The organism is Allofranklinella schreckenbergeri, assembly GCF_003703475.1.
Classification (GTDB): Bacteria; Pseudomonadota; Gammaproteobacteria; order Burkholderiales; family Burkholderiaceae_C; genus Lampropedia; species Lampropedia schreckenbergeri.
Genome location: NZ_RDQM01000010.1, coordinates 1 through 26,968, shown reverse-complemented (window position 1 = coordinate 26,968; position 26,968 = coordinate 1). Strand labels below are relative to the sequence as shown.

The following is a 26,968-nucleotide window of genomic DNA, read 5'->3' as shown; positions in this document are numbered from 1 at the left end:
TTGATTTCTTTTTGATTTGTAATATTTTACGCCTTCGGCATCCCGTCATCGAGCAGCATCAAGGCGTCCAACGCGATGGCGCCCTGGCCCTGGGGGTAGAGCACGACGGGGTTGAGGTCGATCTCGCGGATGGCGGGCGTGCCACGCAGGATTTGGCCCAGGCGCAACACGATGTCGGCCAGCGCGTGCACATCCAGCTTGGGCGCGCCCCGGTAGCCGTGCAGCAGGGCGGCGGCCTGGAGCTGGTTGATCTCGGCCAGGATATCGGCGTGGGAGAGGTCGGCATCGATCAGGCGCACGTCGCGCATGACTTCGGCGGTGACACCGCCCAGGCCGATGAGGATGGCTGGGCCCCATTGCGGGTCGTTGCGCGCGCCGATGATGAGTTCCAGCCCGCGCTGGCCCATGGCCTCGACCAGCACGCCCTCGAGCTGGAGGCTGGCGTCGTACTGCGCCACGTTGGCATGCAGTTGCGCCCAGGCGGCGCGCAGGGCGGCCTCGTCGCCCAGGTTGAGCAGCACGCCCCCGGCATCGCTTTTGTGGCTGAGCTGGGCCGCCTGGGCTTTGAGGGCGACGGGGTAGCCCAGCTCGGCGGCGATGGCCACGGCCTCATCAGCGCTGGTGGCCAGCCGCCCGGGGCCAAAGGGGATGCCGGCCGGGGTCAGCAGGCGTTTGGCTTCGTACTCGGGCACGACGGTGCGCCCGGCGGGCAAGGCCAGCGGCTGCGGGGCCAGCGCGCTGGGCTGCGGCTGGCGCTGGGCGAATGCGCACAGGCGTTGCAGGGCGCGCAAGGCCCGCTCGGTGCTGGGGAAGTAGGGGATGCCCAGGGCGCGCATCTCGTCGATGAAGGCGGCGGGCACTTGCGCGCCTTCGTCGAGGCCGGCGCAGATGATGGGTTTGCCGGGCTTGCCTTCGCGCACGGCGCGCAGCACGGGGGGCATTTTGATGCCGCAGGTGAGGGGGTCGCCCTGGATCAGGCCCACCAGGATGGTGTCAAAGCGCGCGTCATCACACAGGGCGCGCAGCACGCGCTCGTACAAATCGGGATCGACCAGGCCCTGGGCCGTCAAATCCAGCGGATTGCTCACGCCGACAAAGGGCGGCAAGGCCTGGCGCAGCGCGGGTGAGTCGGCATCGCCAATGGCAGGCAGGGGCAGGCCCAGTTCTTCGGCCCAGTCCAGCGTCAGGGCCTTGAAGGCGCCCGATTCGCCCAGCACGGCCACGCCGGGGGCGGGCAGGCGCGGGCAGCGCACGGCGATTTCGGCGATGTCGCCCAGCTCCTCCAGCGTTTCGGCAAAAACGGCGCCCGCGCGCTGCATTTTGGTGCGCATCAGGGCATAGTCGCCCGCCATTGCGCCGGTGTGGGTGGCGGCCGAAGCGCGCGCGGCGCTGCTTTTGCCCGGGTGCAGCAGCACGATGAGTTGGCCTTGCGCGCGGGCGCGGGCCACGGCTTGCAGCATGCGCGCGGGCTGGCGAAATTGCTCCACGATCATGGCGATGACGCGGGTGCCGGGGTCATCGAGCAGGTAGTGGACGTAATCCTCCGCATGGCTGGCCGCTTCGTTGCCGGTGGAGACGGCGTAGCTCAACGGCAGCTTGCGGCTTGCCAGGGTGGTGCACAGCACGGTCATCATGGCGCCGCTTTGCGAGACGACGCCGATGTGCGCGCCCATCTCGCCCATCGCGCCCGACGCAGCCGCACTGGGCGCAGCGCTGGCGGGCGCGTGAGTGGGCACATTGGCAGCGTCGATGTCCACCTGCACAAAGGTCAGCGGCGTGCGCGCGGCGTAATTGATGCAGCCCAGGCAGTTGGGGCCTTCAATCACCATGCCGGCGCGGCGGGCGATGTCGGCGATTTCGCGCTGCTGGGCCAGCCCTTCTTCCCCCGCCTCGGCAAAACCGGCGGAGAAGATGATGGCTGCGCCCACTTGCCGCGCGGCCAGGGCGCGCACAGTCTCCAGCACAGCCGGTTGCGGGATGGCGAGCACGGCCACATCCACCCCCGGCGGGAGCTGCTCGACCGAGGCCAGGCAGGGGCGGCCGCCAATCTCGGCGCGCTTGGGGTTGATGAGGTGGATCTCGCCCGCAAAGCCATTGCGCTCCAGGTTATCCAGCAGCGACGCGCCCAGCGCGCCAGGCGTGGCCGATGCGCCAACGATGGCAACGGAACGGGGGCGCAGCAAGCGGGCAATGTCGCCTGTGAGCGAGGCGGGGGCGGTTTCGGGCAGGGCGGTCATGGGCTGTCTCCTGGTGCGTTGGCGCTCAAGCCTGGCCTTGTTTGGATTTGTCGTAAGCGCCCAGGCCGGGCTTGTAGGTTTTTTCGTCGATGAACTGGCGAATGCCCTCTTTGCGACCCTCGTTGTCAAAGCTGTTGGCCGCTTCTTGGGCGCGCACCAGGAAGTCCTCGGCGTTGTCGTAGCTCATCTCGCGCACGCGCCGGATGGCGTCTTTGGTGGCCTTGAGCGCCACGGGGTTTTTTTGCAGCAGCACTTTGGCCACTTCGGTCACGCGCTCTTGCAGGCGCTGCGCAGGCAAGGCTTCGTTGACCAAGCCCCACTCGGCCGCCGTTTTGCCATCGATGTTTTCGCCCATGAGCGCGTGGTACATGGCGCGGCGAAACGACAGCAGCTCCACCGCCACTTTGGACGCGCCGCCGCCAGGCAGGATGCCCCAGTTGATCTCCGACAAGCCAAAGCGCGCTTCCTCTGCCGCAAAGGCCAGATCGCAGGCAAACAGCGGCCCATAACCGCCACCAAAGCACCAGCCGTTGACCATCGCAATGGTGGGCTTTTGGTACCAGCGCAGGCGGCGCCACCAGCCATAGCTCTCGCGCTGCGCCTGGCGCGTGCCCGCCAGGCCTTGGGCCTCGGTTTCGCGGAAGTATTCCTTCAAGTCCATGCCCGCCGTCCAGGACGAGCCTTCGCCGGTGAGCACCAGCACGCCCACGTCGTCACGGAACTCCAGCGCATCGAGCACCCGCATCATTTGGCGGTTGAGCGCCGGACTCATGGCATTGCGCTTCTCAGGGCGGTTAAAGCGCACCCAGGCAATGCCATCGGCAACGGTATAGGCAACGGTTTGTTCTTCAGTGCGATCGGTGCTCATGAAAGATTCTCCTGGTAAGGGGGATAGGCCAAGCGTGGGCTTGGGGTTTTGATGCTTTCGCAAAATGTTTATCTTAGTTAAAGGTTCTGATTCATAACAAGTTGGGACTTCCCCTAGTTGCCTTCGGCGCGGCTTGCACATCCAATCGCGGGTTTATTGCGCAACCTTCTTGAAACACAGGAGCACACCACCTATGACGACTTCTTCCATTTCCCTTTTGATCGGCGGCCAGCGCTGCCAGGCCCAGGGCGGCGCCAGCTTTGAGCGGCGCAATCCGCTCGATGGCAGCGTGGCGACAGTGGCGCCAGCGGCGACTGCGGCGGACGCCGTGGCGGCGGTGGCTGCGGCGCAAGAGGCTTTCCCTGCCTGGGCCGCCTTGGGGCCGAGTGCGCGCCGCGCTTATTTGCTCAAGGCTGCGCAGGTGCTGGAGTCCAAAGAGCAGGCGTTTGCCCAGGCGATGGCTGCCGAGACAGGCGCATCGGCGCTGTGGGCAGGCTTTAACGTGCATTTGGCCGCTGGCATGCTGCAAGAGGCAGCGGCGCTGACCACGCAAATCAACGGCGATCTCATCCCCTCGGATGTGCCCGGCAGCCTGGCGATGGCGGTGCGACAGCCCGCTGGCGTGGTGCTGGGCATGGCGCCGTGGAATGCCCCGGTCATCCTGGGCGTGCGCGCCATCGCCGTGCCGCTGGCTTGCGGCAACACCGTGGTGCTCAAAGGCTCGGAACTGTGCCCGCGCACGCATGGCCTGATCGTCGATTGCCTGGCCGAAGCGGGCCTGCCGCCGGGCGTGGTCAATTTCGTTACCAACCGCCCTGAAGACGCGCCCACGGTGGTCGAGGCCATGATTGCCCACCCCGCTGTGCGCCGCGTCAACTTCACCGGCTCCACGCGCGTGGGCAAGGTCATCGCCAGCCTGTGCGCGCAATACCTCAAGCCCAGCGTGCTGGAGCTGGGCGGCAAAGCGCCGCTGCTGGTGCTCGACGATGCCGATGTGGACGCCGCTGTGGATGCGGCCATCTTCGGCGCCTTTGCCAACTCGGGGCAGATTTGCATGTCCACCGAGCGCATCGTGGTGGATGAGAAGATTGCCGATGCGTTTGCGCAGAAATTCGCCGCACGCGCCCAGGCCCTGCCGCTGGCCGATCCGCGCCAAGGGCCTGCCGTGCTCGGCTCGGTGGTGGATATGAGCACCGTCGAGCGCTGCAACCGCCTGATCGACGATGCGCTGGCCAAAGGCGCCAAGCTGCTGTGCGGTGGCAAGGCCGACTCCACCCTGATGCCCGCCACGGTGCTGGATCACGTCACCGCCGAAATGGCGATTTACCGCGAAGAGTCCTTCGGCCCGGTCAAGCCCATCGTGCGCGTCAAAGACACCGAAGCGGCCATTGCCTGCGCCAACGACAACGCCTACGGCCTCTCGTCCGCCGTGTTCAGCCGCGATTTGGGCAAAGCCTGGGCTGTGGCAAGCCGCATCGAATCGGGCATTTGCCACATCAACGGCCCCACTGTGCACGACGAGGCACAAATGCCCTTTGGCGGCGTGAAAGAATCGGGCTTTGGCCGCTTTGGCGGCCGCGCAGGCATCGAAGCCTTTACCGAGCTGCGCTGGGTCACGATGCAGACCTCGCCGCGCCACTATCCCTTTTAAGCCCCATTTTGATCCGCATGCACGCTGCCCTCTCAGCCACTTCCTCTGCCAGCGCCGCCGCGCCAGCGCCCCTGCGCGGCATTTCCTCCATGGCCACCAAACGCCTGCTGGGCGAAATGCTGGCGCTTTGGCACGCCCAGGGCGGCACGCCGGTGCAGATCGAATCGGTCGGCGGCGTCGATGCCGCCCGGCGCGTGCAGGCGGGCGAGGCTTTTGACCTGGTTTTTCTGGCCGACGATGCGCTGACCAAGCTCGGCCAAAGCGGCTGCTTGCGCCCGGGCAGCCAGCGGGCGCTGGCGCTTTCGCTGGTGGCCGCTGCCGTGCCCCAGGGCGCTGCGGCGGTGGAGATAGGCGACGAGCAGCGCTTGCGCCAGGCGATTGCGGCCGCGCCCTCCATCGGCTATTCCACCGGCCCCAGCGGCGTGGCTTTGCAGGCGCTGTTTGCGCATTGGGGGGTGAGCGAGGCCGTGGCGGCCAAAACGGTGCAGGCCCCGCCGGGCGTGCCGGTGGGCGAGCTGGTGGCCCAGGGGAAGGTGGCGCTGGGGTTTCAGCAGCTCAGCGAGCTGATCCATGTGCCCGGCATCACGCTGCTGGGGCTGTTGCCCGAGAGCGTGGCGATTCGCACGGTGTTTTCCGGCGCGATTGGCCAAGCCTGCACCCAGACCGAGCAGGCCGAGCAGCTACTGGCGTTCATGGCGGGGCCGCAAACGGCGGCGCTCAAGCAGCGCGAGGGGATGGCGCCTGCGCCGTGAATACGGCGCGGGCTGTCGCTGTGGGAACAGGTAGCGACGCACGGCCTTGCCCAACGGCCCGATGCGCAAATGCGCAAATGGGCAAAGGGCCAGACGCCAATACGACAAAACGGGGCTAAAGCCCCATTTTTTATCAATCAAAAGGAAAATAAATAGCCTTTTTTAGGCATGATATGCAATGTTCTTGTTTTCTTTTGATATGTATTTTCAGCAAAACCCTCAGCCGCCTGCCGCAGCCCCGGCGGGCTTGTCCTCACTGGGGTTGACGGTGCCTGCTTCGCCATTGGGGTCGGTCACGAAGCCGATTTTGCTCAGCCCGGCTTGGCGCGCCAAGTCCATGGCGTTGATGATGCGGCCGTAGTTCACGTCCTTGTCGCCGTTGATATAGAGCGCAGGGGCTGGCTCTTTCTTGGCTTCTTCGGCCAGGCGGGCTTTGAGCTGGTCGTCCGTCAGCGGGGTTTTGTCGATGTAGAACACGCCTTGCAGGTCGATGCTCAGGTTCACCGGCTTGTCGGGCTCCTCCTCTTTTTCTTGCGAGGCGGCCTCGGGCAGGTTGACCTTGATGGTTTCGTTGATGGCAGGCACGGTGATGATGAAGATGATCAGCAGCACCAGCATGATGTCGATCAGCGGCACCATGTTGATCTCGCTCATCACGTCGCCAGCGCTGTCCTCCAGGTTGGAAAAGGCCATGGCGCTCAACCCCTTTTCAATTGCAGCACTTTGCCTTCGCCGTGCGCCACGCGCGCGCCGGTGACGTAGTAGGCGTGCAGGTCGTGGGCAAAGGCGCTCACTTGCAGCAGCAGTGATTTATTGCCGCGCACCAGCGCGTTGTAACCAATGACGGCGGGGATGGCCACGGCCAGGCCAGCGGCAGTCATCACCAGCGCTTCGCCAATGGGGCCGGCCACGGTGGCCATGGTGGCCTGGCCTTCGGCGCTGATGGCCATCAGCGCGTTGATGATGCCCCAGACGGTGCCAAACAGGCCCACGAAGGGCGCGATGGAGCCGACGGTAGCCAGGATGGACAGGCCCGATTGCAGCCGCGCGGTAAAGCCCTCAATGGTGTAGCGCAGGTTGCGGGTGATCCAGTCGCTGATATCCAGCGTGTCGTGCAGGTGCGCCTGCGTCTGGCGGTGGTGGTTGACGGCGTCGCGCCCGTCCAGCGTCAGGCGCAAAAAGGGGTTGTCGGCGCGGTTGCCCAGGCGCTGGATGCCTGCGGCCAAGTCTTCGGAGTGCCAAAAGTCCTTGCTGGCTTTGACCATGCCTTTGTAGCGCATCAGGCTCAGGCCTTTGATCAGGATGACGATCCAGGTGGCGACGGACATCAGCAGCAAGATGACCGCAACGCTGCGGCCTACGCTATCGGCCTGTTGCCAGGCGTGCATCAGATTGAAACCGGAGTGCATGGTGAGTAAAGCTCCTAGGGGCGAAATGAAAAAAAGGAATTAGCGGGGCAGTTTGAAGTTCACGGGCAGGATGTACCAATCGTCCACCGGCTGGCCGTTGCGCTTGGTGGGCATGAAGCGGCCGTTGCGCAAAATGCCCTCGATGGCGGCGTTGTCCAGGCGGCTGGAGCCGCTGGATTGGGCGATGGTGGCCTCTTTGGCGCGGCCATTGGCGCCAATGAGCACGCGCACGCGCACGATGCCCTCTTCGCGCAGGCGCAGGCTTTGCGCGGGGTAGGTGATGCCCGCGTTACTGACGGCAGCGATGTTGTGCGACACAGCACGCACCTCTACAGGCGCCCCCGCTGGCGGGCCTGCGGGGGCGGCCACGGGCGCGGCGGGCGGCGCAGGCGGGGCCGGGGGAGCAGGCGGCGGCGGTGCCGGCTCAGGGTCGGCCTCCACCAACGGCGCACGCTCGGGCGCGGGCGTCGGCGTGGGTTTGACGACGGGCTTGACCGCTGGCTTGGGCTTGGGCTTGGGTTTGGGCGGCGGTGGCTTGGGCGGCGGCGGTTTGGGCGCGGGCGGCGGTGGCTGGGGCGGTGGCGGTTCGGGCGGCGGTGGCTCTGGTGCCGGGGGCGGGGCCATCGGCTCGGGGGCAGGCGCGGCTACCAACTGCACCAAAATGGCCGCAGGCTCGACCACTTCTTCTTTTTGCGGCGCGCGCTGCGCTGCTTGCTGGATGCCCCACAGGGCAGCCACATGCAGCAGCAAGGCCGCGCCCACAGCCAAGCTGCTGCTGCCCAGGGAGGATGGAGGCTCAAGGGTGTAACTGCTCATGAATCATGAAGCGAACAAACCCAGCCAGCCCACGGGACGCAGGCTGGCGCGATTTGCAAAAAAGGGGAAGGGAGTGAAAGCGCGCGAGGATGGGAGAAAGGCCGTTTCCGGAGGGTTCTATTTATGCAAAATCCACCACACCGACCCCAGTACGAGTACCAGACTGGCTGCAAGCGAGACGATGGGTTCCATACCTTGTGCTTTCTGCAAATGGCTGGCTGGCCCCGGGCGCGACGGGCGGGCGGCTACGCGGCTGCCGAGCAGCGGCCTTGCGGCTCACACCCTGGCCGTTGCCGATGGACTCCAGTCGGCGGCGTTGTCGATCAACGCCACGGGCTGGCTGGCGTGGCACTGTTGCACCAAGTCGCGCGCGGTGCATTCGCAGCGCCCACATTGGGTAGCAACGCCCAGCTCGAACTGGATTTCATCAAAGTTCATGCCCGCGTGTGCATGACGCGCAATCTCACGATCGGAAACTCGGCGGCAGACACAGACGATCATGGCTTGGCCTCTAGGCTGGCTGGTTGATATGGCGCGCGATTATAAATACGAATTTTTCTTATTCTTCTAAGTCGCATTAACCTTTCTTCATGCAGGGTTGCGCTGCGCGGGCCAGGGCTTGTCAACTTTCGCGCAAGGGCCATCACATGCTCTAGGATCGTCCACCCTTGGTTTGATCTTTCCCCCGCACCGTGAGCTTTACCCCTTCCCCCTCCCCTGCTCCTGCGCCCGCAGCCCCTGCGGCGGATGCTGGCGCACGCACGACGGCCATTGGCAAGCACCCCTGCCCCGAATGCGGCGGCGATATGGAGTGGCATGCGGCCAAGCAGGCCCTGGTGTGCCCGTACTGCGGCACGCATGCGGCGTGGCGGCCCTCCGCGCCGGGCGCGGGCGATGGCAGCGCCGTGGCCGAGCAAGATCTGGTGGCGGCGTTGAACGATCCGGCGGCCACGCGCGGCTGGAGCGCGCAGCGCCGCGAGGTCCAATGCCAAAGCTGCCATGCCATTTCGGTGTTTGTTGATGGCAAGGTGGCGCAGCGCTGCGATTTTTGCGGCTCGCCCGCCATCGTGGCGCATGAGCAGATGCGCGATGCCATCACGCCGCAAAGCATCCTGCCGTTCAAAATCAGCGATGCGCAGATGCGCGAACGCGTGCGCCAGTGGTATGGCTCGCGCTGGTTTGCCCCCAACCGGCTGCGGCGCGCGGCGCTGACGGACACGCTCAAAGGCATTTACCTTCCGTATTGGACGTTCGACGCCCATGCCAGCGCCCACTGGCGCGCCGAGGCGGGCTATTACTACTACACCACCGAGACTTACCGCGACAGCAACGGCCAGATGCAAACGCGCCAGGTGCGCCACGTACGCTGGCAACCGGCGGCGGGCCAGCTCAGCCATTTTTTCGACGATGAGCTGGTGCCAGGCACAGTGGGCATCCAGCCCGAGCTGCTGCGCCAGGTTGAGCCGTTTCCCACCACCAGCGATCTGGTGCCCTACGCGCCCGAGTACGTGCGCGGCTGGACGGTGGAGCGCTACCAGGTCGATCTGCGCCGCGCGGCGCAACTGGGCCAGGCGCAAATGCAGGCCAAGCTCGAAAGCCTGTGCGCCGCCCAGGTGCCGGGCGACACCTACCGCAATCTGTACGTGCAGGCGCAGTACGAGGGCCGCACCTTCAAGCATGTGCTGGCGCCGGTCTGGCTGATTCACTACACCTACGGGCGCAAGACGTACCAAATCGTCGCCAACGGCTACACCGGCCAACTGGCGGGCCAGCGGCCTTATAGCTGGGTGAAGATTGCGCTGGCGGTGCTGGCCGCGCTGGTGGCGCTGGGCGTGCTGATGTGGCTGAGCGAGGGCCATGTGTCGCAGTTCGTTTCGCAGTGACAGGGCAATCATTTTTACCAATCAATAAGAAACAAAATCACCCTGTTTCGGCATGACATTCAATGCATCCGATTTCCTCTAATGGAAATTGCAGGCGACCGAAAAATCCAAATCAAGCGAATGAAAACCACCCTTTTTCGGCTTGATGTCAATAAAGCAGACTTTCCTTTGAAATGCAAATTGGGTTGACGCCGGATCTGTGAGGCCGCTGCCGGGCATTCGGCTTGAAAGCCGCCCATGTGGCCTTACATCGCTGCGATGCCGGGCAGGCTGCGGCGCTTTGCCGCGCGCCCGTTGGACGTTTTTTCTTTCCCACTTTTTCTTTCATGAGCACAACCCAGAAACACGCCTTCCAGGCCGAAGTCGCGCAGGTGCTGCACCTGGTGACGCATTCGCTGTACTCCCACCCCGAAATCTTTTTGCGCGAGCTGATCTCCAACGCCGCCGATGCTTGCGACAAGCTGCGCTTTGAGGCGCTGGCCGACAGCGCCCTGTACGACGGCGACGCCGATTTGCGCGTGCGCATCTCGTTTGACGAAGCCGCGCGCACCCTCACCGTGGAGGACAACGGCATCGGCATGAGCGCGCAAGAGGCCATCGACAACCTGGGCACCATCGCCAAAAGCGGCACGCGCGAATTCGCCAGCCGCCTCACCGGCGACGCCAAGGCAGACGCCCAGCTCATCGGCCAGTTCGGCGTGGGCTTTTATTCGTCCTTCATCGTGGCCGACAGCGTCACCGTCGAAACCCGCCGCGCGGGCCTGCCCGCCAGCGAAGGCGTGCGCTGGAGCAGCGCGGGCACGGGCGAATTCACGCTGGAGAGCATCGAGCGCGCCCAACGCGGCACGCGCATCACCTTGCATTTGCGCGAGGACGCCAGCGAGTTCCTCAACGGCTGGAAGCTGCGCTCGCTGATCCAGAAATACTCCGACCACATCAGCCTGCCCGTGCAAATGGAGCAAGAGCAGTGGCAGGACGCCGAGCAGGAAGGCCAGCCCGGCCAAATGGTCAAAACCGGCGAGTGGGAAACCGTCAACCAGGCCAGCGCGCTGTGGACGCGCCCGAAAAAAGACATCAGCGACGCGCAGTACACCGAGTTCTACAAAAACCTCAGCCACGACTTCACCGACCCGCTGGCCTGGAGCCACAACAAAGTCGAAGGCACGACCGAGTACACGCAACTGCTGTATATCCCCGCCAAGGCCCCCTTCGACCTGTGGAACCGCGACAAGCAGGCGGGCATCAAGCTCTACGTCAAGCGCGTGTTCATCATGAACGACGCCGATGCGCTGATGCCCGCTTATCTGCGCTTTGTCAGCGGCGTGGTCGATTCGGCCGATTTGCCGCTCAACGTCAGCCGTGAGCTGCTGCAAGAAAGCCGCGATGTGCGCGCCATCCGCGACGGCAACACCCGCCGCGTGCTCTCCCTGCTGGAAAGCCTGGCCGAAGAAAGCGCTGCCACCACCGAGGACGGCGCGAGCGAGGTCACCGACGTCACCGACGTGACGGACAAAAACGCCGCCCAGGCCAGCGCGCCAACTCAAGCGCCCACTCAGGACGGCCAGCGCTACCAGCGCTTTTACGCCGAGTTCGGCGCCGTGCTCAAGGAAGGCCTGGGCGAAGACCACGCCCACCGCGACCGCATCGCCCGCCTGCTGCGCTACGCCAGCACCGCCAGCGATGCCGTCACCGTCAGCCTGGCCGATTACAAAGCCCGCATGAAGGACGGCCAAAAGGCCATTTACTACCTCACCGCCGACAGCCTCAGCGCCGCCAAGAGCAGCCCGCAGTTGGAGCTGTTCCGCCAAAAAGGCATCGAAGTTCTGCTGATGACCGACCGCGTGGACGAATGGGCCATGGGCTTTCTGCCCGAATTCGACGGCACGCCGCTGCAATCCATCGCCAAAGGCGCCGTCGATCTGGGTGAGCTGCAAGACGAAGCCGAGCGCAAAGCCGCCGAAGAAGCGGCCGAGCACCTCAAGCCCTTGCTGGAGCGCCTGCGCCAAAGCCTGCAAGGCCAGGCCGAGGACGTGCGCGTGACCACCCGCCTGGTCGACTCACCCGCCTGCCTGGTGGTGCAAGACGGGCAAATCAGCAACCAGCTGGCGCGCCTGCTCAAGCAAGCCGGCCAGGCCGTACCCGACACCCGCCCCGTGCTGGAAATCAACCCCACACATACCCTGGTGAAAAAGCTCGAAGCCGCCGAAGGCGCGCGCTTTGACGATCTGGCCCACGTGCTGTTCGACCAGGCCCTGCTGGCCGAAGGCGGCCTGCCCGCCGACCCCGCCGCCTACGTGCGGCGCGTCAACGCCTTGCTGGCCTGATACGGCTGCCAATCGCCTGTGTGCCCCCAAGGCATGCAGGCGATTGGCGTTTAGAGCGCTTACCAATCCGGCTGGCGGCGCTCAATGGCATCCAGGAACATGGCCGCCACATCAAAGCCGGTTTGGCGGGTGATTTCCTGAAAGCCCGTGGGGCTGGTGACGTTGATCTCGGTCACGCAGTCGCCAATCACATCCAGCCCCACCAGCAGCAGCCCGCGCGCGGCCAGCGTGGGGCCTAGGCGCTGGGCAATGGCGCGGTCGCGCTCGCTCAAGGGCTGGGCCACGGCCTTGCCGCCCACGGCCATGTTGCCGCGAATCTCCGTGCCTTGCGGAATGCGCGCCAGCGCATGCGGCACCACTTGCCCGTCGATGAGCAGGATGCGCTTGTCGCCCTGCGCAATGGCGGGCAGATAGCGCTGCACCATCACCGTGGTGCGGCCGTGCTGGTTGAGCGTCTCGATGATGGCGCCCAGGTTCAGCCCGTCCTGGCCAACGAGAAAAATCCCCATGCCGCCCATGCCGTCCAGCGGTTTGAGGATGATGTCGCCATGCTCGGCGTGAAAGGCGCGGATGCGCTGGGCATCGCGCGTGACCAGCGTGGGGGCGATGAGATCGGGGAACTCCAGGATGTCGAGCTTCTCCGGGTGGTCGCGCAACGCGGCGGCGCGGTTAAAGACTTTGGCGCCCTCGCGCTCGGCCTGGCCCAGCAAATGGGTGGCGTAGAAGTATTCGCTGTCAAACGGCGGGTCTTTGCGCATCAGCACGGCATCGAAGCTGGCCAGAGCGGCCTCGCTTGGGCCTTGCTCGATCCACCAGGGCGCGCCGGGATGCTCGGCGTGAAAGCGCTGGGCATCGACATCCAGCAGCTCAATCGCACGCACCGGCGCGCTGACCTGGCCGCCGCGTTGCCAGAACAGATCAGCGCTGTGGCAAACCGCGATGCGGTGACCGCGCCGCTGCGCCTCGCGCATCATGGCGTAGCTGGTGTCTTTGTGGATTTTGAAAGTCTCGAGCGGGTCGATGATGAACAGCAAATTCATGGCAGTGGCAATGCGGTAAAAGGCGAAACGGCGCGACTGTACTGCACGCATTCACCCCGGGAGCGGGCGCCGGGGATGTACCCACGGCCCACCAGGCGGACGGGCGCGGCGTTACGCCTGTTGCAAATCGGCCAGGTGCGCGGCCGCGTCGCCCGCCGCGCTGGCGGCATTGACATGATCGAAATAGTCGTACCAGCCGCTGGCGGCAATGCCCGCCAGCAGCGCATCGCGCGCGGCGCGGTCGGGAAAGCTCCAGATCCCCAGAAAGCGGTGCGGGCTGCCGTGATCAATGCCGGCCTCGGTGGGGGCCAGGCTGATGACGTGCACGCCCAACGCGGCCAGCTCCGTCAACGCACCACCCACGGCAGCCAGAAAAGCCTGGCGCTCTGCTGCAGGCAGAGCGTGCCAACGGGCTTTGGGGGTGTACAGCTCGACCAAGTAGTACAAGTCCTTGTCCTGTGCCATAAGGTTTTCTCCAGAGTGTGGCGGGTTTCAGTGGTTTTTTTGGCTGCGCAGGGCGCGGCGGCAGATGTAGGCGGTGGCGGGGTGGGCGCTTTCCTGTTGCCATTGCTGGCAAATCTGGCGCACCCAATCGGGCTGGTCTTTGGCGGCGTCGTTGAGCCAGTTGGCAACCGAATCCTGCACGTAACGGGCCGGGTCGGCGCGCAAGGGAGTGAGGATGGGCAGGGCTTGCTGCGGCGCACGCTTGAGGGCGGGGATGTGGGCGCACCACACGCCGCGTGGGCGCAGGGCTTCGCTGGCAAAGCGGCGCAGGTTGTCTTGCGGCGCGTGCGTCCAGCCGGTCAGCAGGGCGATGGCCTCGTCCAGTTGGGCGGCCAGGTGCGGGCGCAGCGCCATCCAGGCCCATTCGCGCACGCCAAAATGCGGGTCATCGGCCAAGGGCTGGATGGTTTGCAACCGCTGGGCCAGCGGCTGAGCGGGCATGGCCCCGACCATGAAGCAGGCCCAGCCGCGCACGGTGTCGCTGGTATGCCCGCGCGCGCGCTCGAAGGCAGTTTCGCCCAAGGTATGCCAGAGCAGCTCGCCCAGCCCCTGCATACGCTTGAGGATGCCCAACGGCACGATGGCCTGGGCGGCGCGCAAGGCGCTGGCGGGCAAATCGGGAAAGACGGTGCGCAGCAAAACGGCCTGATCTACCGCCAGCCCTTCGGTCAAGGTGGCGCTGGCAATTTCGCCGCGTGAAAGCGCGGCCCGCACATCGGGCGCAATCTCGGCCATGCGGGTAGCGCCTTTGCGGGGGGTGGCAGAAGTCATGGGGCCTCCCGTGGCGTGATGGGGGGCGGCAAATTGGCGGCCGCCTTGTGCAGCAGCGCGGCCAATTGCTTTCGCTCGGTAGGCTCTAGCGCGGCAAACAGGCTGGCAATCCATTGGCTGTGCTGCGCCAGCAAACTGTCGGCCAGGCGTTGGCCTTGGGGCGTGAGCTGGATGCGCAGAGCGCGGCGATCGAGCGGATCGGCCAGGCGCTCAATCAGGGCTTCACGCTCCAGGCCATCGAGCAGGCCGGTGACGGTGGCGCGGCGAATGCCTGCACGACTGGCCAGGGCATGCGGTGCCAACGGCTCATCCGCGCAAGCCAGCAAAAACAGCAGCACAAAGCGCCCTTCGGAAAGGCCTGCTGGCGCCAGCCGGGCAGCGCAATCGCGGTCGATGCGCGCAGCCAACGAGAGCAACGAAAAGCACAGGGCAAGGTTCTCCGCGTCGGCCCAGCCGCGCTGGCTGGCTTCGTGGAGCAAGGATTGGTATTTGGCTTCTAGCATGGTGGCAAGCGAAAATCATTAGCCAGCATTTAATTTGTTGGCTAATTATATGCCAGCAACTCACCTGCGCCAGCGGCGGCATCACGCGCTCTAGAATCGACGGCCATGTCCTTCCCTTCACCGCCCGGGCCCCCTGCTGCGCCAGCATTGCAGTTGCGCGGTGTGCATAAAAAACTGGGCGGGCTACAGGTGTTGCGCAGCATGGATCTCACGGTGCACGCGGGCGAGCGGGTGGCCATCATCGGGCCCAATGGGGCTGGCAAGTCCACCCTGTTCAACCTGATCAGCGGGCGCATGGCGCCCGATGGCGGCTCCATCGCTTTGCAGGGCCAGCCGATTGAGGGGAAAACGCCCTTTGCCATCAACCGCCTGGGCCTGGCGCGCAGCTTTCAGATCAGCAGCCTGTTCCCGGGCTTGAGCGTGTTCGACAACCTGCGCTGCGGTTTGCTGTGGCACAGCGGCCAGCGCTATAGCTGGTGGCGCGCGCTGGGGCGGCTGCATGAGGTGAACCGCCGCACGCAGGCGCTGTTGCAGGCCTTGCAATTGCAGCACCGGCGTGATGTGCTGGCCATGCATTTGAGCTATGCCGAGCAGCGGGCGCTGGAAATGGGCGTGGCGGCGGCATCGGGCGCGCCGGTGCTGCTGCTGGACGAACCCACCGCGGGCATGAGCCGCGATGAAACGGCGCACTGCGTGGCGCTGATCCGCCAGCTCACGGCCGGGCGCACGCTGTTAATCATTGAGCACGATATGGAGGTGGTTTTCAGCCTGGCCGACCGCATCGCCGTGCTGGCGCAAGGGCAGGTGATTGCCTTCGATACGCCCGCGCGCGTGCGCGCCCACCCTGCCGTGCAGCAGGCCTACCTGGGCCAACTCGGCGCGTCGTCGAACGCGTGCGACGACGCGCCCGCAAAGGAGGCCCATGCTGCGGGTTGAGGACTTGCACGCCTGGTACGGCCCCAGCCCGGTGTTGCGTGGCGTGCATTTGCATGTGCAGCGCGGGGAAATCCTGGCCTTGCTGGGGCGCAATGGCTCGGGCCGCAGCACGCTGGCGCGGGCGCTGATGGGGCTGACGGCGTGCCGTGGGCGCATCCGCTGGCAAGCCAGCGCAGACGCGCCTGAAATGGATTTGACGGGCCTGCCGCCCCACGCCATCGCCCGCCTGGGCATGGGCTATGTGCCCGAGCACCGCGATATCTTTCCCCGCCTGAGCGTGCTGCAAAACCTGCTGCTGGGCCAGCAGCGCCGCGCAACGCGCACCGCAGCGCCAGAGCGCCCGCCGTGGGGATTGGCCGATGCCTACTGCCTGTTTCCGCGCCTGCGCGAGCGCCAGCATATGGCCGCTGGCGTGCTCTCCGGCGGCGAGCAGCAAATGCTGGCGCTGTGCCGCACCATGATGGGCGAGCCGTCGCTGGTGCTGATCGACGAGCCGACCGAAGGGTTGGCGCCCATGCTGGTGACGCAGGTGGCGCAGTTTTTGCAAACGTTGCGCGCGCGCGGCGTGGCGGTGCTGCTCATTGAACAAAAGCTCGCCATCGCGCTGGAGGTGGCCGACCGCTGCCTGGTCATGGGGCACGGCCGCATCGTGTTCGAGGGCAGCCCCGCCCAATTGCGCGCCGATGCCGCTGTGCGCCAGCAGTGGTTGCAAGTGTGAACGCCCAGACGCCTGCAACCGCGCGGCCCCGTCCTGTTGCGTTTGCTTGCCTTTGCTGCGCAGCCGAAACACGGGCCAACACGCATCCCCCACGGGATCGGCATGCGCGTCCGCAATAATGCCCGCCATTCATGACACGAAAAAGGGAGTAACCCATGCTTGATGTGCGAACCGGCTTATCGGCCTTTGCGGCCGCAGCGCTGCTGGCAGCCTGTGGCGGCGAAGCCGACGAGGGCTATGACAACAACGGCAACCACCCCAATCCGCCCGTGCTCCAAATCACCAAAGTGGAGGGGCGCTACCACCACGGCAAAGATGCGCCTGCCGCCATCACCAAAGCCGCCTTGCATCTGCCGCAGACGCCCGCCCGCACCATCCATTTGCCCGCGTTGGACGCGGTGAGCAAAGCCGCGCTGGACGATGACAGCGGCCCCGGCGCCATGCTGATGGCCAAGGCGCAAGCCGTCGCGCCAACCGACTCCCCCGCCAAACTGGCCCAGGCGCTGGAGTGGGTGCGCAGTGCAGATGGCGCCAGCCACGCGGCGCTGACGATTCACGCGGCGGACGCTTTTGGCATCCGGCTGGGCCTGCTGGTGCATGCCTTGCCCGATCAGGCTTTGCTGCATGTCTATAGCCCCCAAGGCCAGCAGGTGCACACCTTCAGCGGCGCCGATATCAACGCCTTGCTGCGGCGTAATGGGGCGGCGGGCGATCACAGCGAGGAGGGCCGCACCTGGTGGTCGCCCGACTTGGGCGGCGACACCGTCACCCTGCACCTCACGCTGCCCGCAGGCCTCTCCACCCAAGCCCTGCAATTGGCGCTTCCGCGCATCTCGCATGGGTTGGTGGACCCCAGCGCTTTTGCGTTGGACGCGGCGTCCCGGCAACATGGCGAGCATGCCCAAGACGGCGAACAGGACCCGCATGGCGTGCAAAAGTACGCCCCCATCCCGCAAGCGAGCTGGTGCGCGCTGGATGCCAGTTGCTACAAAACCGGCCAAGCCCAGCGCGATGCCGTGGCCCGCATGCACTACATCAAAAACGGCAACGGCTATTGGTGCACCGGCACGCTGCTCAACGATGCGCTTGAAACGGATATCCCCTACCTGCTGACCGCCAGCCATTGCGTCAGCTCGCAAACCGTGGCCAACACGTTGCAAACCGACTGGTTCTTCCGCTCCGAGAGCTGCAACGCCAGCTATGTCGATGCACGGCGTACCACGCGGGTGCGCGGCGCCACGCTGCTGTTCTCCTCCAACGTCTCGCAGGGGCAGGATATGGCCTTGCTCGCCCTGAACGACAGCGCGCCGGAGGGGACGTATCTGGCCGGCTGGGATGCGCGGCTGCACAACATCTGGCAGGACGTTTACAGCATCCACCACCCTGCGGGCGGCCTGGCCAAGATCACCAGCGGGCAGACCAAGCGCTACGGCAATTGCTCGCGCACCACCTGCCAGGGCGATGCGCATGGCCGCTATTACGAGGTGGTTTGGCACGAGGGCACTACGCAGGATGGCAGCAGCGGCGCGGCGCTGTTTTCCTACTCCAACCATGTCATTGGCGTGCTGCACGGCGGTTTTGCCTCATGCACGGCGCAAAGCCGCCCCGACTACCACGGCCGGTTGGACCTGGCCTTTGAAGCGGGCATGAAAAACTACCTGGCGGCGGCCCAACGGCCCCGTTTTTAGGGCACACCATGCCGATAATTACCAATCAATAGACAAAAAAATCGCGCCATTACGGCGCGATAGACATGAAGTAATTTTTCCTTTGAGTAGAAAATCCACCAATCCGGCAAGTTGTTGAAAAAAGGCGGCCCTTGGGCCGCCTTCTTGCGTATGCTTGCCCGCGCCGTGGGCAGCGGTGCTTATTGCGGCTGCGGGTTGCGCAGGCGGATGTGCAGCTCGCGCAATTGCTTTTCGTCCACCGCAGAGGGGGCCTGGGTGAGCAAGTCCTGGGCGCGCTGGGTTTTGGGGAAGGCGATCACATCGCGGATGGATTCGGCGCGCGTCATCAGGGTGATGAGGCGATCCAGGCCAAAGGCCAGGCCGCCGTGCGGCGGCGCACCGTATTGCAGCGCATCGAGCAGGTAGCCGAACTTGGCGCGCGCTTCTTCCTCACCGATGTTGAGGGCGCTGAACACCTTGCTTTGCACATCGGCGCGGTGGATACGCACCGAGCCGCCGCCCAGCTCCCAGCCGTTGAGCACCATGTCGTAGGCCTTGGCCACGCACTGGCCGGGGTCGGTGGCGAGCAATTCCTCGTGGCCGTCCTTGGGGCTGGTGAAGGGGTGGTGCATGGCCACCCAGCGCTTGTCTTCCTCGTCGTACTCGAACATGGGGAAGTCCACCACCCACAGCGGCGCCCAGCGGTCTTCGAACAGACCATTGGCCTTGCCGAATTCGCTGTGGCCAATCTTCACGCGCAGCGCGCCCATGGCGTCGTTGACGATTTTTTCCTTGTCCGCGCCGAAGAAGATCAGGTCGCCATCCTGCGCGCCGGTGCGCGCCAGCAGCTCGGCAATGGCCTTGTCGTGCAGGTTCTTGACGATGGGCGATTGCAGGCCGTCGCGGCCCTTGGCGATGTCGTTGACCTTGATCCAGGCCAGGCCCTTGGCGCCGTAGATCTTGACGAACTCGGTGTAGGCGTCGATCTCGCTGCGCGGCATGGCGCCGCCGCCGGGCACGCGCAGCGCCACAACGCGCCCGCCGGGCATGGTGGCCGGGCCGGAGAAGACTTTGAACTCCACATCGGCCATCACGTCCTTGAGGTCGGTAAAGGCCAGCTTGACGCGCAGATCGGGCTTGTCCGAGCCGTACAGGCGCATGGCCTCGGCAAAGGTCATGACAGGGAATTCGCCCAGATCCACGCCCATGGTCTTGGCAAACACCTCGCAAATCATGCGCTGGAACAGCGCGCGGATGTCCTGCTCGGTCAGGAAGGACGTTTCGATATCGATCTGCGTGAACTCGGGCTGGCGGTCGGCGCGCAAGTCCTCATCGCGAAAGCACTTGGTGATCTGGTAGTAGCGGTCGTAGCCGGCCACCATCAGCATTTGCTTGTAGAGCTGGGGCGATTGCGGCAGGGCGTAGAACTGGCCGTCGTGCACGCGGCTGGGCACGAGATAGTCGCGCGCGCCTTCGGGCGTGCTCTTGCCCAGCATGGGCGTTTCGATGTCGATGAAGCCGTGCGCATCCAGGAACTGGCGCACCGCCATGCTGACGCGGTAGCGCAGCATCAGGTTCTTCTGCATGTAGGGGCGGCGCAGGTCCATCACGCGGTGCGTCAGGCGCGTGGTTTCGGACAGGCTGTCGTCGTCCATCTGGAACGGCGGTGTGACCGAGGGGTTGAGCACTTTGAGCTCATGGCACAGCACTTCGATCTTGCCGCTTTTGAGGTTGTCGTTGCTCGTGCCTTCGGGGCGCGCACGCACCAGGCCGGTGATTTGCAGACAAAACTCATTGCGCACCGTTTCGGCGGCAGCGAACATCTCGGGGCGATCGGGATCGCACACCACCTGCACATAGCCTTCGCGGTCGCGCAGGTCGATGAAGATCACGCCGCCATGGTCGCGGCGGCGGTTGACCCAGCCGCAGAGGGTGATGGTCTGGCCCAGCAGGGCTTCGGTGACCAGGCCGCAATATTCGGTGCGCATTGACATGTGAAAAATCCGTTTCTTGGAGTTGGCGGGCGGTGTCGCCAAGGGGAGGGAAGGAGGGACAGGCGACCATCCCGCGCAGGCTCGCCCCGTGAGGGCATCGCTTGGGGGCGCCAAGTGCTGTTGCTGTACGCGAGGCTTTTGCGTGACTTCGCCGTGCCAGCGCGCTCAGGCTGCCGAAGCAGAGGGCGCGGATGGGGCAGCAGGGGCCGCAGGCGCGGCGCCAGCCTGGGCGCTGGCGGCGCTGTTGCCCTCGCCTTGGGCGTTTGCGCTGGCATCGCCGCTGGCGGTTTTGGCCGCGCCTGCTGTGCCGCTGTGCTTGAAATCCGTGGCGTACCAGCCCGTGCCTTTGAGCTGAAAGCTGGGCGCGCAAAGCTGTTTGTTAAACGCCTGCGCGCCGCAGTGCGGGCACAGGGTCAGGGCCGCATCAGAGAGTTTTTGCAGCACATCCTTGCGGAAGCCGCACTGGCTGCACAGGTAAGCGTAAATAGGCATGAATCAGGCAAAAATGGGCGCAATTCGCAAAACTGCGGATTATAGAACTGGCCCCTGCACAGAGCATTCCATGCTCCGCGCGCCTGCCCTGCCCGCCAAGGCGCGGCAAACGCCTGTTGGCTGCTTTGGCCTGCCTTTGGCCGCTGTTGGCGGGGGCCATTTCCCACCCCTTTAATGACAAATCAAGGAAAAAATCATTTAATACCTATCATGCCAAAACAAGGTTATTTCATTTCCTTTGATTTGTAAAATTAGAAAGCCCGAAAAGCTCCATGTCATCCGATAGACAATCGGGCCACTGCGCGCGCATTGCGCTCTGGTTTCCTTCCCCGGTTTGAAGTGATAGGGAGAGCTTTTCATGCAAACAGACATCGCCATCATCGGCGCTGGCCCCGTGGGGCTGGCTTTTGCCCAAGCCATGCAAGGCAGCGGCTATACGGTGACGCTGGTGGAGCGCCAGCCGCTGGCCGCCCTGGCCGAGCCTGCGTACGACGGGCGCGAAATCGCACTCACCCACGCCTCGCGCCGCATCCTGCAAGAGCTGGGCGTTTGGGATCGCATTGATGCCACGCAGATTTCCGCCCTGCGCGATGCGCAGATTTTCAACGGCCCTTCGCTGTTTGCCCTGCGCATCGACGCACAACTGGTGGGCGTGGATCAACTGGGCTATTTCGTGCCCAACCACCTCATCCGCAAAGCCTTGTTCGAGGCCGTGCAGCAAGGGCGCGAGCAGGGGCGCGGCGATGTGCACATCCTCAGCGAAAGCAGCGTCAAAAGCATCGCCACCGGCGCACACCAGCACACCTTGCACCTCTCGGACGGACGCCACCTCAGCGCGCGGCTGGTGGTCGCCGCCGACAGCCGCTACTCCGAAACGCGCCGCATGATGGGCATTGGCGCAGCCATGCACGACTTTGGCCGCAGCATGATGGTGTGCCGCTTCGCGCACGAAAAGCCGCACGAGCACATCAGTTGGCAATGGTTCGACATCGACCAAACGCTGGCGCTGCTGCCCCTCAACGGCCTGCGCAGCAACGTGGTGTTGACGCTGCCGCCCCACGCGCTGCAAGCGCTACTGGCGCAGGACGATGCCGCCATCTCCGCCGACATCACCCGCCGCTTCGCCCACCGCCTGGGCGCCATGGAAAAGGAAGGCCCGCCGCACATCTACCCCATGGTGGGCGTGTACGCGCGGCGCTTTGTCGGGCCGCGCTACGCCCTCATTGGCGACGCCGCCGTGGGCATGCACCCCATCACCGCGCATGGCTTTAACTTCGGGCTGCAAAGCCAACACCGGCTGGCCACGCAGCTTTGGACGGCCAAGCGCCGCAACCGCCCCTTGGGTGACGAAGCCTTTTTGCTCGCCTACGAGCGCCAACACCGCCTGGCCACCTGGCCGCTGTACCAGGCCACCAACGGCATCGCCCAACTCTATGGCGACACGCGCCTGCCCGCGCGCCTGCTACGCGATGGCGCACTGCGCATGGCCCAGGCCATGCAGCCCTTGCGCAAGGCGCTGGCCCGGCATTTGACGCAGGCTTAATTCCCGCACCACCATCGCATGCCACTTACGCCACGCCGGGTTTGGAAAAACCGATATGTGCGTACAAACTCTTGCAATCTCAGCAACCGTCCACACTTATCATGCACGGCCTGCCGCGCTATTTGCGTAGCGCGGCGCTTTTTTTCACACCGCCGCTTTGGCGGGACTCACCCTGAAGGAGCTTTGACATGAGCCTTTTTTCCAGCAAACCCCAAACGCGCGATTTTGAAAAACTGGTGGACGATCTGCGCGAGGCGCTCGCCAGCCGCGATCTGGATGAAGTCCCCCAAATCCGCCAATTGCGCCAGCGCTTTGAAAGCGGTGTAGAGGACTTCCGCGACGCCGCAGCACGCGCCGCCCGCGAAACCGCCGTCCGCGCCCGCGAACACGCAGAAGTGGCCGATCGCTACGTGCACGAATCGCCTTGGCAAACCGCCGGCATCGCCGCTGCCGCAGGCGTCGTCCTGGGCTTCTTGCTGGCCCGCCGCTGATTGGCGCACCAGCGCCACCGCCACAACGCACACATAGGAGAACACCGCACATGGCCCTGGACTGGCAATCGCTTTTAGGCGTGCAGCGCCTGCGCGAATCGGCGCGCCTGTGGCTCGACGAGGGCAGCCTGGCCGTGGGCGATCGGCTGGATCTGGCGCGGCTGGAATGGCAGCGGCAGAAATCAGCCACCGTGCTGCTGCTGGCGGCCAGCGCCTTGCTGCTGCTGTTCTTCTTCGGTGCGTTTTTCGTCGGCTCCATGATCGTGTTGCTGCACTACTGGCAAACCCCGCAATGGGGCACCGCCTGGCTCGGCGTGCTGGGCGTGTGGCTGGCGATCATGGCCGTAGCGGGGTTGATTGCCTGGCGCGCCTGGCGCCGCATGGGCAGCCCCTTCGCCCTCACGCGCCGCGTATTGGCTGAGGATTTCCACGCTTTGCGTGAGCACCTCTAAGAGCCTATCCAAACCACTCTTGGCGCGAATGCAAATAGGCTATGCATTGGCACAACGCCTTGGCACCCACCGCAACAACGATCAAAAGGCGCGCAAAGTGCAGCAGCCTCGCTGTCTCCTGACATGGGCGCGCCTCAAAACGCCGCAGTAGCCAATCGTTATGCTGCTGTGCTTTGGAGACGCCCATGAACGCCTCACACCGCCCTACCCCATCCAAAGCCCACCGCGAACGCATCCAGCACGCGCTGGACCAAGCCGCCAGCGAGCTGCGCCAGGAGCGCGATGTCGCGCTCGCAAGCCTGGAGACGGCACGCGTGCTGCACCGCATCCAGGCGCAACGCCAGCGCCTGGGCAAGCGCTTGAGCGCCCGGGCACAACAGCGCAACGTACAGCCTGCCCTCTCTGCCATGGGCGTGGCCGAATCGCTGTTTCTCAATGCCCGTGACAGGGTGTATCGCCACCCCATCGCGATTGGCTTGGCCTTGGGCGCGGTCTTGGCGCTAGGGCCGCGCCGGTTGCGCCGATTCACGGTATGGGCCGCGCCGCTGGCTTGGCGCGGCTGGCGCATGGCGGAACGCGCCAAGCAGTTTGCACAGCGCTCCAGGCTGTAACGTCCGCCTTGTTGCGCACACCACAAGCCCGCGCGCCATGCTTTCGGCGTGCTCTACGTGTGGCGCAACAGCAAATTTCCAAACCAAAGAAAATAAAAATAGCCACCATTGGCGCGGCTATTTTGATTGATTCTTTCCTTTGGTTTGCAGCACATCCAAACCGGCGTTTTATTTGGGCTTGGTGTACTGCACGAAAATCTCGTTGGGTTTGATCATGCCCAACTCTTGCCGGGCGATTTCCTCCATTTTTTCACGCCCCTCGCGCAAATCCGCGATGTCGTTGGCCAAGCGCTCATTGTCTTGGCGTATGAGTTCATTCGAGGCTTTTTGCACACGAATTTCCTCACGCATCAGCCCCACGGTAGGAAAACTGCCGCGCCCCGTCCATAACTGCCACTGCAACCAGCCCAGAAGGACTAGCAGCAGCAGCGTGGCAAAGTAACGCAATCGCACAAATGGCATAGGGCGAGGCAAATGGGAGGTGGATCAGCGCGCTGGGCCTGTACGCACTCAACGCAGGTTGTAAAACGCGTCTTTTCCGGGATAGACGGCCACGTCGCCCAAGTCCTCCTCGATGCGCAGCAGTTGGTTGTACTTGGCCATGCGATCCGAGCGCGAGAGCGAGCCGGTCTTGATCTGCCCGGCGTTGGTGCCCACGGCGATGTCGGCGATGGTGGAGTCCTCCGTCTCGCCGCTGCGGTGGCTGATGACAGCCGTGTAGCGCGCGCGCTTGGCCATTTCGATGGCTTCAAACGTCTCCGACAGCGTACCGATCTGGTTGATTTTGATGAGGATGGAGTTGGCGATGTTCTTCTCGATGCCCTCGCGCAGGATTTTCGGGTTGGTCACGAACAAATCGTCGCCCACCAGTTGCACCTTGCGGCCCAGGCGCTCGGTCAGCAGCTTCCAGCCGTCCCAATCGTTTTCGGCCATGCCGTCTTCGATGCTGACGATGGGGTATTTGTCGCACCATTGGGCCAGCCGATCCGTCCACTGGGCGGCGTCCAGGCGCAGGCCGCCTTCGCCTTCGAGGGTGTAGATGCCGTCCTTGAAGAACTCGCTGGAGGCGCAGTCCAGCCCCAGGGCAACTTGCTCGCCGGGGCGATAGCCTGCCGCTTCGATGGCTTGCAGGATCAGGCCGATGGCCGCTTCGTGGTTTTCCACGCTGGGGGCAAAGCCGCCCTCATCGCCCACGGCGGTGCTCATGCCCTTGTCGTGGATGATTTTCTTGAGCGCGTGGAACACTTCTGCGCCCCAGCGCAGCGCTTCGCGAAAGCTCTGCGCGCCGCTGGGGATGATCATGAACTCCTGCAAGTCCAGGCTGTTGTTGGCATGTGCGCCGCCGTTGATGACGTTCATCATCGGCACGGGCAGCGTCACCCCGCTCATGCCGCCGAAGTAGCGGTACAGCGGCAGGCCCGACTCCTCGGCAGCAGCGCGCGCCACAGCCATGGAGACGGCCAGCAGCGCGTTGGCGCCCAGGCGTGATTTGTTGTCCGTGCCGTCCAGATCGATCAGGGTGCGATCCAGGAAGGACTGCTCGGCAGCGTCCAACCCCAGCACGGCTTCGGAAATTTCGGTGTTGATGTGGTTGACGGCCTTGAGCACGCCTTTGCCCAGATAGCGGCTTTTATCGCCATCGCGCAGCTCAATGGCTTCGCGCGCGCCAGTGGAAGCGCCCGATGGCACGGCCGCACGGCCCATGACGCCGCTCTCCAGCAGCACATCACATTCGACAGTGGGGTTGCCGCGGCTGTCGAGCACTTCACGGCCGACGATATCTACGATTGCGCTCATGATGTTCCTTCAATTGAAGCTTGAATCGGATAGGGAATGGGGAAAAGGGAGTAGGCAACGGCACGATGGGCGTTGCGGCGCAAGGCGGCAGCGAAAAGCCGCCACAGCAGGCCGGGCCTCAAAGCGCTTGTCAGGCATTACCTGATTACAGGCCCTCAACGCAGACCACATTAAAAACGCCCGCACCTTCGCGGATTTCACGCGCCTTGCGGTACTGCGGCGAATCATAGAACACCTGGGCCGCCGCATAGTCAGGAAAGCGGATCACCACGGTGCGCGCAAACGCGCTGCCTTCGAGCACCTGCTGCTGCCCACCGCGCACCAGAAACTCGCCACCGTGGGCCTGCACAGCGGCGGTGCTCCACTGGCGGTATTCGGCCATTTTTTCTGGATCGGTGGTATCGACGTTGGCAATAACGTAGCCGTAAGGCATGGATGCTTCCTTTTCTTCCGTAGGCAAAAGTTGCATTGTTGCAATCACACCGCTGCCAATTGCAGGGCACGCTGTAAATCCTCCCACGCGCCACGCTTGGCATGTGCGGCGCGCAGCAAATAGGCAGGGCTGTACGTCACCACCACGGGCACCGTAGGCGCATGGGCCATGCGGTGCTCTGTGCGGCGCAACACGCCCAACGGGCGCTCATCGCCCAGCACCGCCTGCGCCGCATCGCGCCCCAGGGCAATCAGCACCCGGGGCTGGCACTGGCTGAGCAACGCCTCAATGGGCGTGGCCTGCTCCCCTTGAGCGAGGCGGCGCGCCTGACTCCACCAAACCGCCGGGCTTTGTGCCAAACCCATGGCATGCAGCATGTTGTGCAAGAGGCGCTGAGCCGTTTCCTGCTCTTGCCCCAAGGCGCTGAGATCGTCCACCACCAGCAGATAAGAGGGTGACGAGGCGGCTGGCGCTGCTGCAAGCGCATCGGGGCGCAGCCACGGGCTTGCGGCCAGCAAGCCCAGCGGCGCCAAAGCGGGCACAACGGCTGGCGCCGGTGCGCTGGCGCGCTGGCGCGCAGCGGGCGATGAGGCTGGCGCATGCGCCGCCCGCGCGCTGGGCGCTGGCGGCAAGGGCTTGGCGGGCGAAGGCCTCGCTTGGGCGCGCTCCGAAGCCTGGGGCTGCATCGGCGGCGGCGCTTGCCTGGCCCCTGCGGGCGAGGCTACCGCTGCCTGCACGGCGGCTGGCTTGGCCTCAGGCGCTGCCGCAAGCTCTGCCACGGCCGCAGGCGGCTTCAGCCACCACGCATCCGTCCCCATCGCCTTCAACATGGCGAGTCTGCGGCTATCCAGGGACAAGGCAAGCATGGGGCGAAAGACGAAAGGCGCAAGGCAGGCGGAGGGCAAGAAAGGCCGCCGATTGTAGAGACATTGCCTTGAGGACCATGCATCTAGAGCGTGTTATGAACTTTGAGCCAACCGAATCAACGGCATGGCATTGGGCAGCATGAGAATGGCAAAGACCACGAAGTGCAATCCCCCCAGTACGTCTGGCAATCGCTCGTAATCACGAGACAA

General features: G+C 64.7%; 27 protein-coding genes and 1 pseudogene. 11 read left to right on the top strand and 17 right to left on the bottom strand.

The genetic code is table 11. The features are described from left to right. Positions 1-26: 26 nt before the first annotated feature. The gene (locus tag EBQ26_RS08695) at positions 27-2,237 is read right to left on the bottom strand and encodes an acetate--CoA ligase family protein (protein ID WP_122238634.1); all 2,211 of its coding nucleotides are present in this window, start codon (positions 2,235-2,237) and stop codon (positions 27-29) included. Between the two features lie 25 nt (positions 2,238-2,262). Further along, positions 2,263-3,105, bottom strand: coding sequence for a p-hydroxycinnamoyl CoA hydratase/lyase (locus EBQ26_RS08690; RefSeq protein WP_122238633.1), 843 nt, complete (start codon positions 3,103-3,105; stop codon positions 2,263-2,265). A 193-nt stretch (positions 3,106-3,298) separates the two neighbouring features. Here EBQ26_RS08690 and EBQ26_RS08685 point away from each other — a divergent pair, with 193 nt between their 5' ends. Beyond that, a complete protein-coding gene (locus EBQ26_RS08685; RefSeq protein ID WP_122238632.1) occupies positions 3,299-4,756 on the top strand; it encodes an aldehyde dehydrogenase in 1,458 nt (485 codons plus the stop codon). Between the two features lie 17 nt (positions 4,757-4,773). Then, complete coding sequence (locus EBQ26_RS08680) at positions 4,774-5,508, top strand: substrate-binding domain-containing protein (protein ID WP_238944260.1); 735 nt, start codon at positions 4,774-4,776, stop codon at positions 5,506-5,508. A gap of 219 nt (positions 5,509-5,727) precedes the next feature. On the opposite strand, the gene EBQ26_RS08675 is transcribed toward EBQ26_RS08680, so the two are convergent. The 4 genes from EBQ26_RS08675 to EBQ26_RS08660 form a co-directional block, all read right to left on the bottom strand. Further along, on the bottom strand, positions 5,728-6,201 hold the full coding sequence (locus tag EBQ26_RS08675; protein WP_122238722.1) for an ExbD/TolR family protein: 474 nt from the start codon (positions 6,199-6,201) through the stop codon (positions 5,728-5,730). 5 nt (positions 6,202-6,206) lie between these two features. Further along, on the bottom strand, positions 6,207-6,917 hold the full coding sequence (locus EBQ26_RS08670) for a MotA/TolQ/ExbB proton channel family protein (RefSeq protein ID WP_122238631.1): 711 nt from the start codon (positions 6,915-6,917) through the stop codon (positions 6,207-6,209). Positions 6,918-6,956: 39 nt separating this feature from the next. Continuing rightward, entirely contained in the window at positions 6,957-7,733 is a 777-nt protein-coding gene (locus EBQ26_RS08665) for an energy transducer TonB (protein ID WP_122238630.1), read from the bottom strand. A 276-nt stretch (positions 7,734-8,009) separates the two neighbouring features. Then, positions 8,010-8,234, bottom strand: coding sequence for a (2Fe-2S)-binding protein (locus EBQ26_RS08660; RefSeq protein WP_122238629.1), 225 nt, complete (start codon positions 8,232-8,234; stop codon positions 8,010-8,012). 305 nt (positions 8,235-8,539) lie between these two features. On the opposite strand from EBQ26_RS08660, the gene EBQ26_RS08655 reads away from it, so the two are divergent. Continuing rightward, the gene (locus EBQ26_RS08655) at positions 8,540-9,616 is read left to right on the top strand and encodes a zinc ribbon domain-containing protein (protein ID WP_122238628.1); all 1,077 of its coding nucleotides are present in this window, start codon (positions 8,540-8,542) and stop codon (positions 9,614-9,616) included. A 326-nt stretch (positions 9,617-9,942) separates the two neighbouring features. After that, positions 9,943-11,940, top strand: a complete 1,998-nt coding sequence (htpG, locus tag EBQ26_RS08650) for a molecular chaperone HtpG (RefSeq protein ID WP_122238627.1) — start codon at positions 9,943-9,945, stop codon at positions 11,938-11,940. Positions 11,941-11,999: 59 nt separating this feature from the next. On the opposite strand, the gene gshB is transcribed toward htpG, so the two are convergent. From gshB to EBQ26_RS08630, 4 genes are all read right to left on the bottom strand, one after another. Further along, entirely contained in the window at positions 12,000-12,980 is a 981-nt protein-coding gene (gene gshB, locus EBQ26_RS08645; RefSeq protein WP_122238626.1) for a glutathione synthase, read from the bottom strand. Positions 12,981-13,091: 111 nt separating this feature from the next. After that, on the bottom strand, positions 13,092-13,445 hold the full coding sequence (locus EBQ26_RS08640) for a DUF6616 family protein (protein WP_122238625.1): 354 nt from the start codon (positions 13,443-13,445) through the stop codon (positions 13,092-13,094). A 27-nt stretch (positions 13,446-13,472) separates the two neighbouring features. Further along, a complete protein-coding gene (locus EBQ26_RS08635) occupies positions 13,473-14,255 on the bottom strand; it encodes a HEAT repeat domain-containing protein (protein ID WP_122238624.1) in 783 nt (260 codons plus the stop codon). Next, entirely contained in the window at positions 14,252-14,758 is a 507-nt protein-coding gene (locus EBQ26_RS08630; protein ID WP_122238623.1) for a MarR family winged helix-turn-helix transcriptional regulator, read from the bottom strand. The genes EBQ26_RS08635 and EBQ26_RS08630 overlap by 4 nt, the downstream gene beginning before the upstream one ends. A 105-nt stretch (positions 14,759-14,863) precedes the next feature. On the opposite strand from EBQ26_RS08630, the gene EBQ26_RS08625 reads away from it, so the two are divergent. From EBQ26_RS08625 to EBQ26_RS08615, 3 genes are all read left to right on the top strand, one after another. After that, entirely contained in the window at positions 14,864-15,694 is an 831-nt protein-coding gene (locus tag EBQ26_RS08625; protein ID WP_122238622.1) for an ABC transporter ATP-binding protein, read from the top strand. Beyond that, on the top strand, positions 15,681-16,412 hold the full coding sequence (locus tag EBQ26_RS08620) for an ABC transporter ATP-binding protein (RefSeq protein WP_122238621.1): 732 nt from the start codon (positions 15,681-15,683) through the stop codon (positions 16,410-16,412). The genes EBQ26_RS08625 and EBQ26_RS08620 overlap by 14 nt, the downstream gene beginning before the upstream one ends. A 155-nt stretch (positions 16,413-16,567) precedes the next feature. Beyond that, positions 16,568-18,100: a trypsin-like serine peptidase gene (locus EBQ26_RS08615; RefSeq protein WP_122238620.1), complete on the top strand. Its 1,533-nt coding sequence runs from the start codon at positions 16,568-16,570 to the stop codon at positions 18,098-18,100. 179 nt (positions 18,101-18,279) lie between these two features. Here EBQ26_RS08615 and aspS read toward each other — a convergent pair whose 3' ends face one another. After that, positions 18,280-20,073, bottom strand: a complete 1,794-nt coding sequence (aspS, locus tag EBQ26_RS08610) for an aspartate--tRNA ligase (protein WP_122238619.1) — start codon at positions 20,071-20,073, stop codon at positions 18,280-18,282. Positions 20,074-20,238: 165 nt separating this feature from the next. After that, complete coding sequence (locus tag EBQ26_RS08605; RefSeq protein WP_122238618.1) at positions 20,239-20,565, bottom strand: FmdB family zinc ribbon protein; 327 nt, start codon at positions 20,563-20,565, stop codon at positions 20,239-20,241. 358 nt (positions 20,566-20,923) lie between these two features. Between EBQ26_RS08605 and ubiM the strand changes: the two genes are divergently transcribed. The 4 genes from ubiM (at position 20,924) to EBQ26_RS08585 (ending at position 23,662) form a co-directional block, all read left to right on the top strand. After that, positions 20,924-22,108, top strand: a complete 1,185-nt coding sequence (ubiM, locus tag EBQ26_RS08600; protein ID WP_122238617.1) for a 5-demethoxyubiquinol-8 5-hydroxylase UbiM — start codon at positions 20,924-20,926, stop codon at positions 22,106-22,108. A gap of 188 nt (positions 22,109-22,296) precedes the next feature. After that, positions 22,297-22,599 (top strand): glycine zipper domain-containing protein, encoded by a 303-nt coding sequence (locus EBQ26_RS08595; protein WP_122238616.1) that lies wholly within the window; start codon positions 22,297-22,299, stop codon positions 22,597-22,599. A 50-nt stretch (positions 22,600-22,649) separates the two neighbouring features. Beyond that, positions 22,650-23,051, top strand: a complete 402-nt coding sequence (locus EBQ26_RS08590; RefSeq protein WP_122238615.1) for a phage holin family protein — start codon at positions 22,650-22,652, stop codon at positions 23,049-23,051. A 185-nt stretch (positions 23,052-23,236) separates the two neighbouring features. Continuing rightward, complete coding sequence (locus EBQ26_RS08585; protein ID WP_122238614.1) at positions 23,237-23,662, top strand: hypothetical protein; 426 nt, start codon at positions 23,237-23,239, stop codon at positions 23,660-23,662. Positions 23,663-23,830: 168 nt separating this feature from the next. Here EBQ26_RS08585 and EBQ26_RS08580 read toward each other — a convergent pair whose 3' ends face one another. From EBQ26_RS08580 to EBQ26_RS08560, 5 genes and pseudogenes are all read right to left on the bottom strand, one after another. Further along, positions 23,831-24,124 (bottom strand): FtsB family cell division protein, encoded by a 294-nt coding sequence (locus tag EBQ26_RS08580; protein ID WP_122238613.1) that lies wholly within the window; start codon positions 24,122-24,124, stop codon positions 23,831-23,833. A gap of 48 nt (positions 24,125-24,172) precedes the next feature. Then, entirely contained in the window at positions 24,173-25,459 is a 1,287-nt protein-coding gene (gene eno, locus EBQ26_RS08575; RefSeq protein ID WP_122238612.1) for a phosphopyruvate hydratase, read from the bottom strand. 145 nt (positions 25,460-25,604) lie between these two features. Beyond that, complete coding sequence (locus tag EBQ26_RS08570; protein WP_122238611.1) at positions 25,605-25,892, bottom strand: DUF1330 domain-containing protein; 288 nt, start codon at positions 25,890-25,892, stop codon at positions 25,605-25,607. Positions 25,893-25,936: 44 nt separating this feature from the next. Beyond that, positions 25,937-26,758: a uracil-DNA glycosylase family protein gene (locus EBQ26_RS08565; RefSeq protein ID WP_122238610.1), complete on the bottom strand. Its 822-nt coding sequence runs from the start codon at positions 26,756-26,758 to the stop codon at positions 25,937-25,939. 93 nt (positions 26,759-26,851) lie between these two features. Continuing rightward, a pseudogene (locus EBQ26_RS08560) lies at positions 26,852-26,968 on the bottom strand (IS5/IS1182 family transposase); the annotation flags it as partial.

What these genes read in the sequence shown, in the direction of transcription:
- EBQ26_RS08695 (WP_122238634.1), bottom strand. Translation starts at nt 2,237, where the DNA reads ATGACCGCCCTGCCCGAAACCGCCCCCGCCTCGCTCACAGGCGACATT.
- EBQ26_RS08690 (WP_122238633.1), bottom strand. Translation starts at nt 3,105, where the DNA reads ATGAGCACCGATCGCACTGAAGAACAAACCGTTGCCTATACCGTTGCC.
- EBQ26_RS08685 (WP_122238632.1), top strand. Translation starts at nt 3,299, where the DNA reads ATGACGACTTCTTCCATTTCCCTTTTGATCGGCGGCCAGCGCTGCCAG.
- EBQ26_RS08680 (WP_238944260.1), top strand. Translation starts at nt 4,774, where the DNA reads ATGCACGCTGCCCTCTCAGCCACTTCCTCTGCCAGCGCCGCCGCGCCA.
- EBQ26_RS08675 (WP_122238722.1), bottom strand. Translation starts at nt 6,201, where the DNA reads ATGGCCTTTTCCAACCTGGAGGACAGCGCTGGCGACGTGATGAGCGAG.
- EBQ26_RS08670 (WP_122238631.1), bottom strand. Translation starts at nt 6,917, where the DNA reads ATGCACTCCGGTTTCAATCTGATGCACGCCTGGCAACAGGCCGATAGC.
- EBQ26_RS08665 (WP_122238630.1), bottom strand. Translation starts at nt 7,733, where the DNA reads ATGAGCAGTTACACCCTTGAGCCTCCATCCTCCCTGGGCAGCAGCAGC.
- EBQ26_RS08660 (WP_122238629.1), bottom strand. Translation starts at nt 8,234, where the DNA reads ATGATCGTCTGTGTCTGCCGCCGAGTTTCCGATCGTGAGATTGCGCGT.
- EBQ26_RS08655 (WP_122238628.1), top strand. Translation starts at nt 8,540, where the DNA reads ATGGAGTGGCATGCGGCCAAGCAGGCCCTGGTGTGCCCGTACTGCGGC.
- htpG (WP_122238627.1), top strand. Translation starts at nt 9,943, where the DNA reads ATGAGCACAACCCAGAAACACGCCTTCCAGGCCGAAGTCGCGCAGGTG.
- gshB (WP_122238626.1), bottom strand. Translation starts at nt 12,980, where the DNA reads ATGAATTTGCTGTTCATCATCGACCCGCTCGAGACTTTCAAAATCCAC.
- EBQ26_RS08640 (WP_122238625.1), bottom strand. Translation starts at nt 13,445, where the DNA reads ATGGCACAGGACAAGGACTTGTACTACTTGGTCGAGCTGTACACCCCC.
- EBQ26_RS08635 (WP_122238624.1), bottom strand. Translation starts at nt 14,255, where the DNA reads ATGACTTCTGCCACCCCCCGCAAAGGCGCTACCCGCATGGCCGAGATT.
- EBQ26_RS08630 (WP_122238623.1), bottom strand. Translation starts at nt 14,758, where the DNA reads ATGCTAGAAGCCAAATACCAATCCTTGCTCCACGAAGCCAGCCAGCGC.
- EBQ26_RS08625 (WP_122238622.1), top strand. Translation starts at nt 14,864, where the DNA reads ATGTCCTTCCCTTCACCGCCCGGGCCCCCTGCTGCGCCAGCATTGCAG.
- EBQ26_RS08620 (WP_122238621.1), top strand. Translation starts at nt 15,681, where the DNA reads ATGCTGCGGGTTGAGGACTTGCACGCCTGGTACGGCCCCAGCCCGGTG.
- EBQ26_RS08615 (WP_122238620.1), top strand. Translation starts at nt 16,568, where the DNA reads ATGCTTGATGTGCGAACCGGCTTATCGGCCTTTGCGGCCGCAGCGCTG.
- aspS (WP_122238619.1), bottom strand. Translation starts at nt 20,073, where the DNA reads ATGTCAATGCGCACCGAATATTGCGGCCTGGTCACCGAAGCCCTGCTG.
- EBQ26_RS08605 (WP_122238618.1), bottom strand. Translation starts at nt 20,565, where the DNA reads ATGCCTATTTACGCTTACCTGTGCAGCCAGTGCGGCTTCCGCAAGGAT.
- ubiM (WP_122238617.1), top strand. Translation starts at nt 20,924, where the DNA reads ATGCAAACAGACATCGCCATCATCGGCGCTGGCCCCGTGGGGCTGGCT.
- EBQ26_RS08595 (WP_122238616.1), top strand. Translation starts at nt 22,297, where the DNA reads ATGAGCCTTTTTTCCAGCAAACCCCAAACGCGCGATTTTGAAAAACTG.
- EBQ26_RS08590 (WP_122238615.1), top strand. Translation starts at nt 22,650, where the DNA reads ATGGCCCTGGACTGGCAATCGCTTTTAGGCGTGCAGCGCCTGCGCGAA.
- EBQ26_RS08585 (WP_122238614.1), top strand. Translation starts at nt 23,237, where the DNA reads ATGAACGCCTCACACCGCCCTACCCCATCCAAAGCCCACCGCGAACGC.
- EBQ26_RS08580 (WP_122238613.1), bottom strand. Translation starts at nt 24,124, where the DNA reads ATGCCATTTGTGCGATTGCGTTACTTTGCCACGCTGCTGCTGCTAGTC.
- eno (WP_122238612.1), bottom strand. Translation starts at nt 25,459, where the DNA reads ATGAGCGCAATCGTAGATATCGTCGGCCGTGAAGTGCTCGACAGCCGC.
- EBQ26_RS08570 (WP_122238611.1), bottom strand. Translation starts at nt 25,892, where the DNA reads ATGCCTTACGGCTACGTTATTGCCAACGTCGATACCACCGATCCAGAA.
- EBQ26_RS08565 (WP_122238610.1), bottom strand. Translation starts at nt 26,758, where the DNA reads ATGCTTGCCTTGTCCCTGGATAGCCGCAGACTCGCCATGTTGAAGGCG.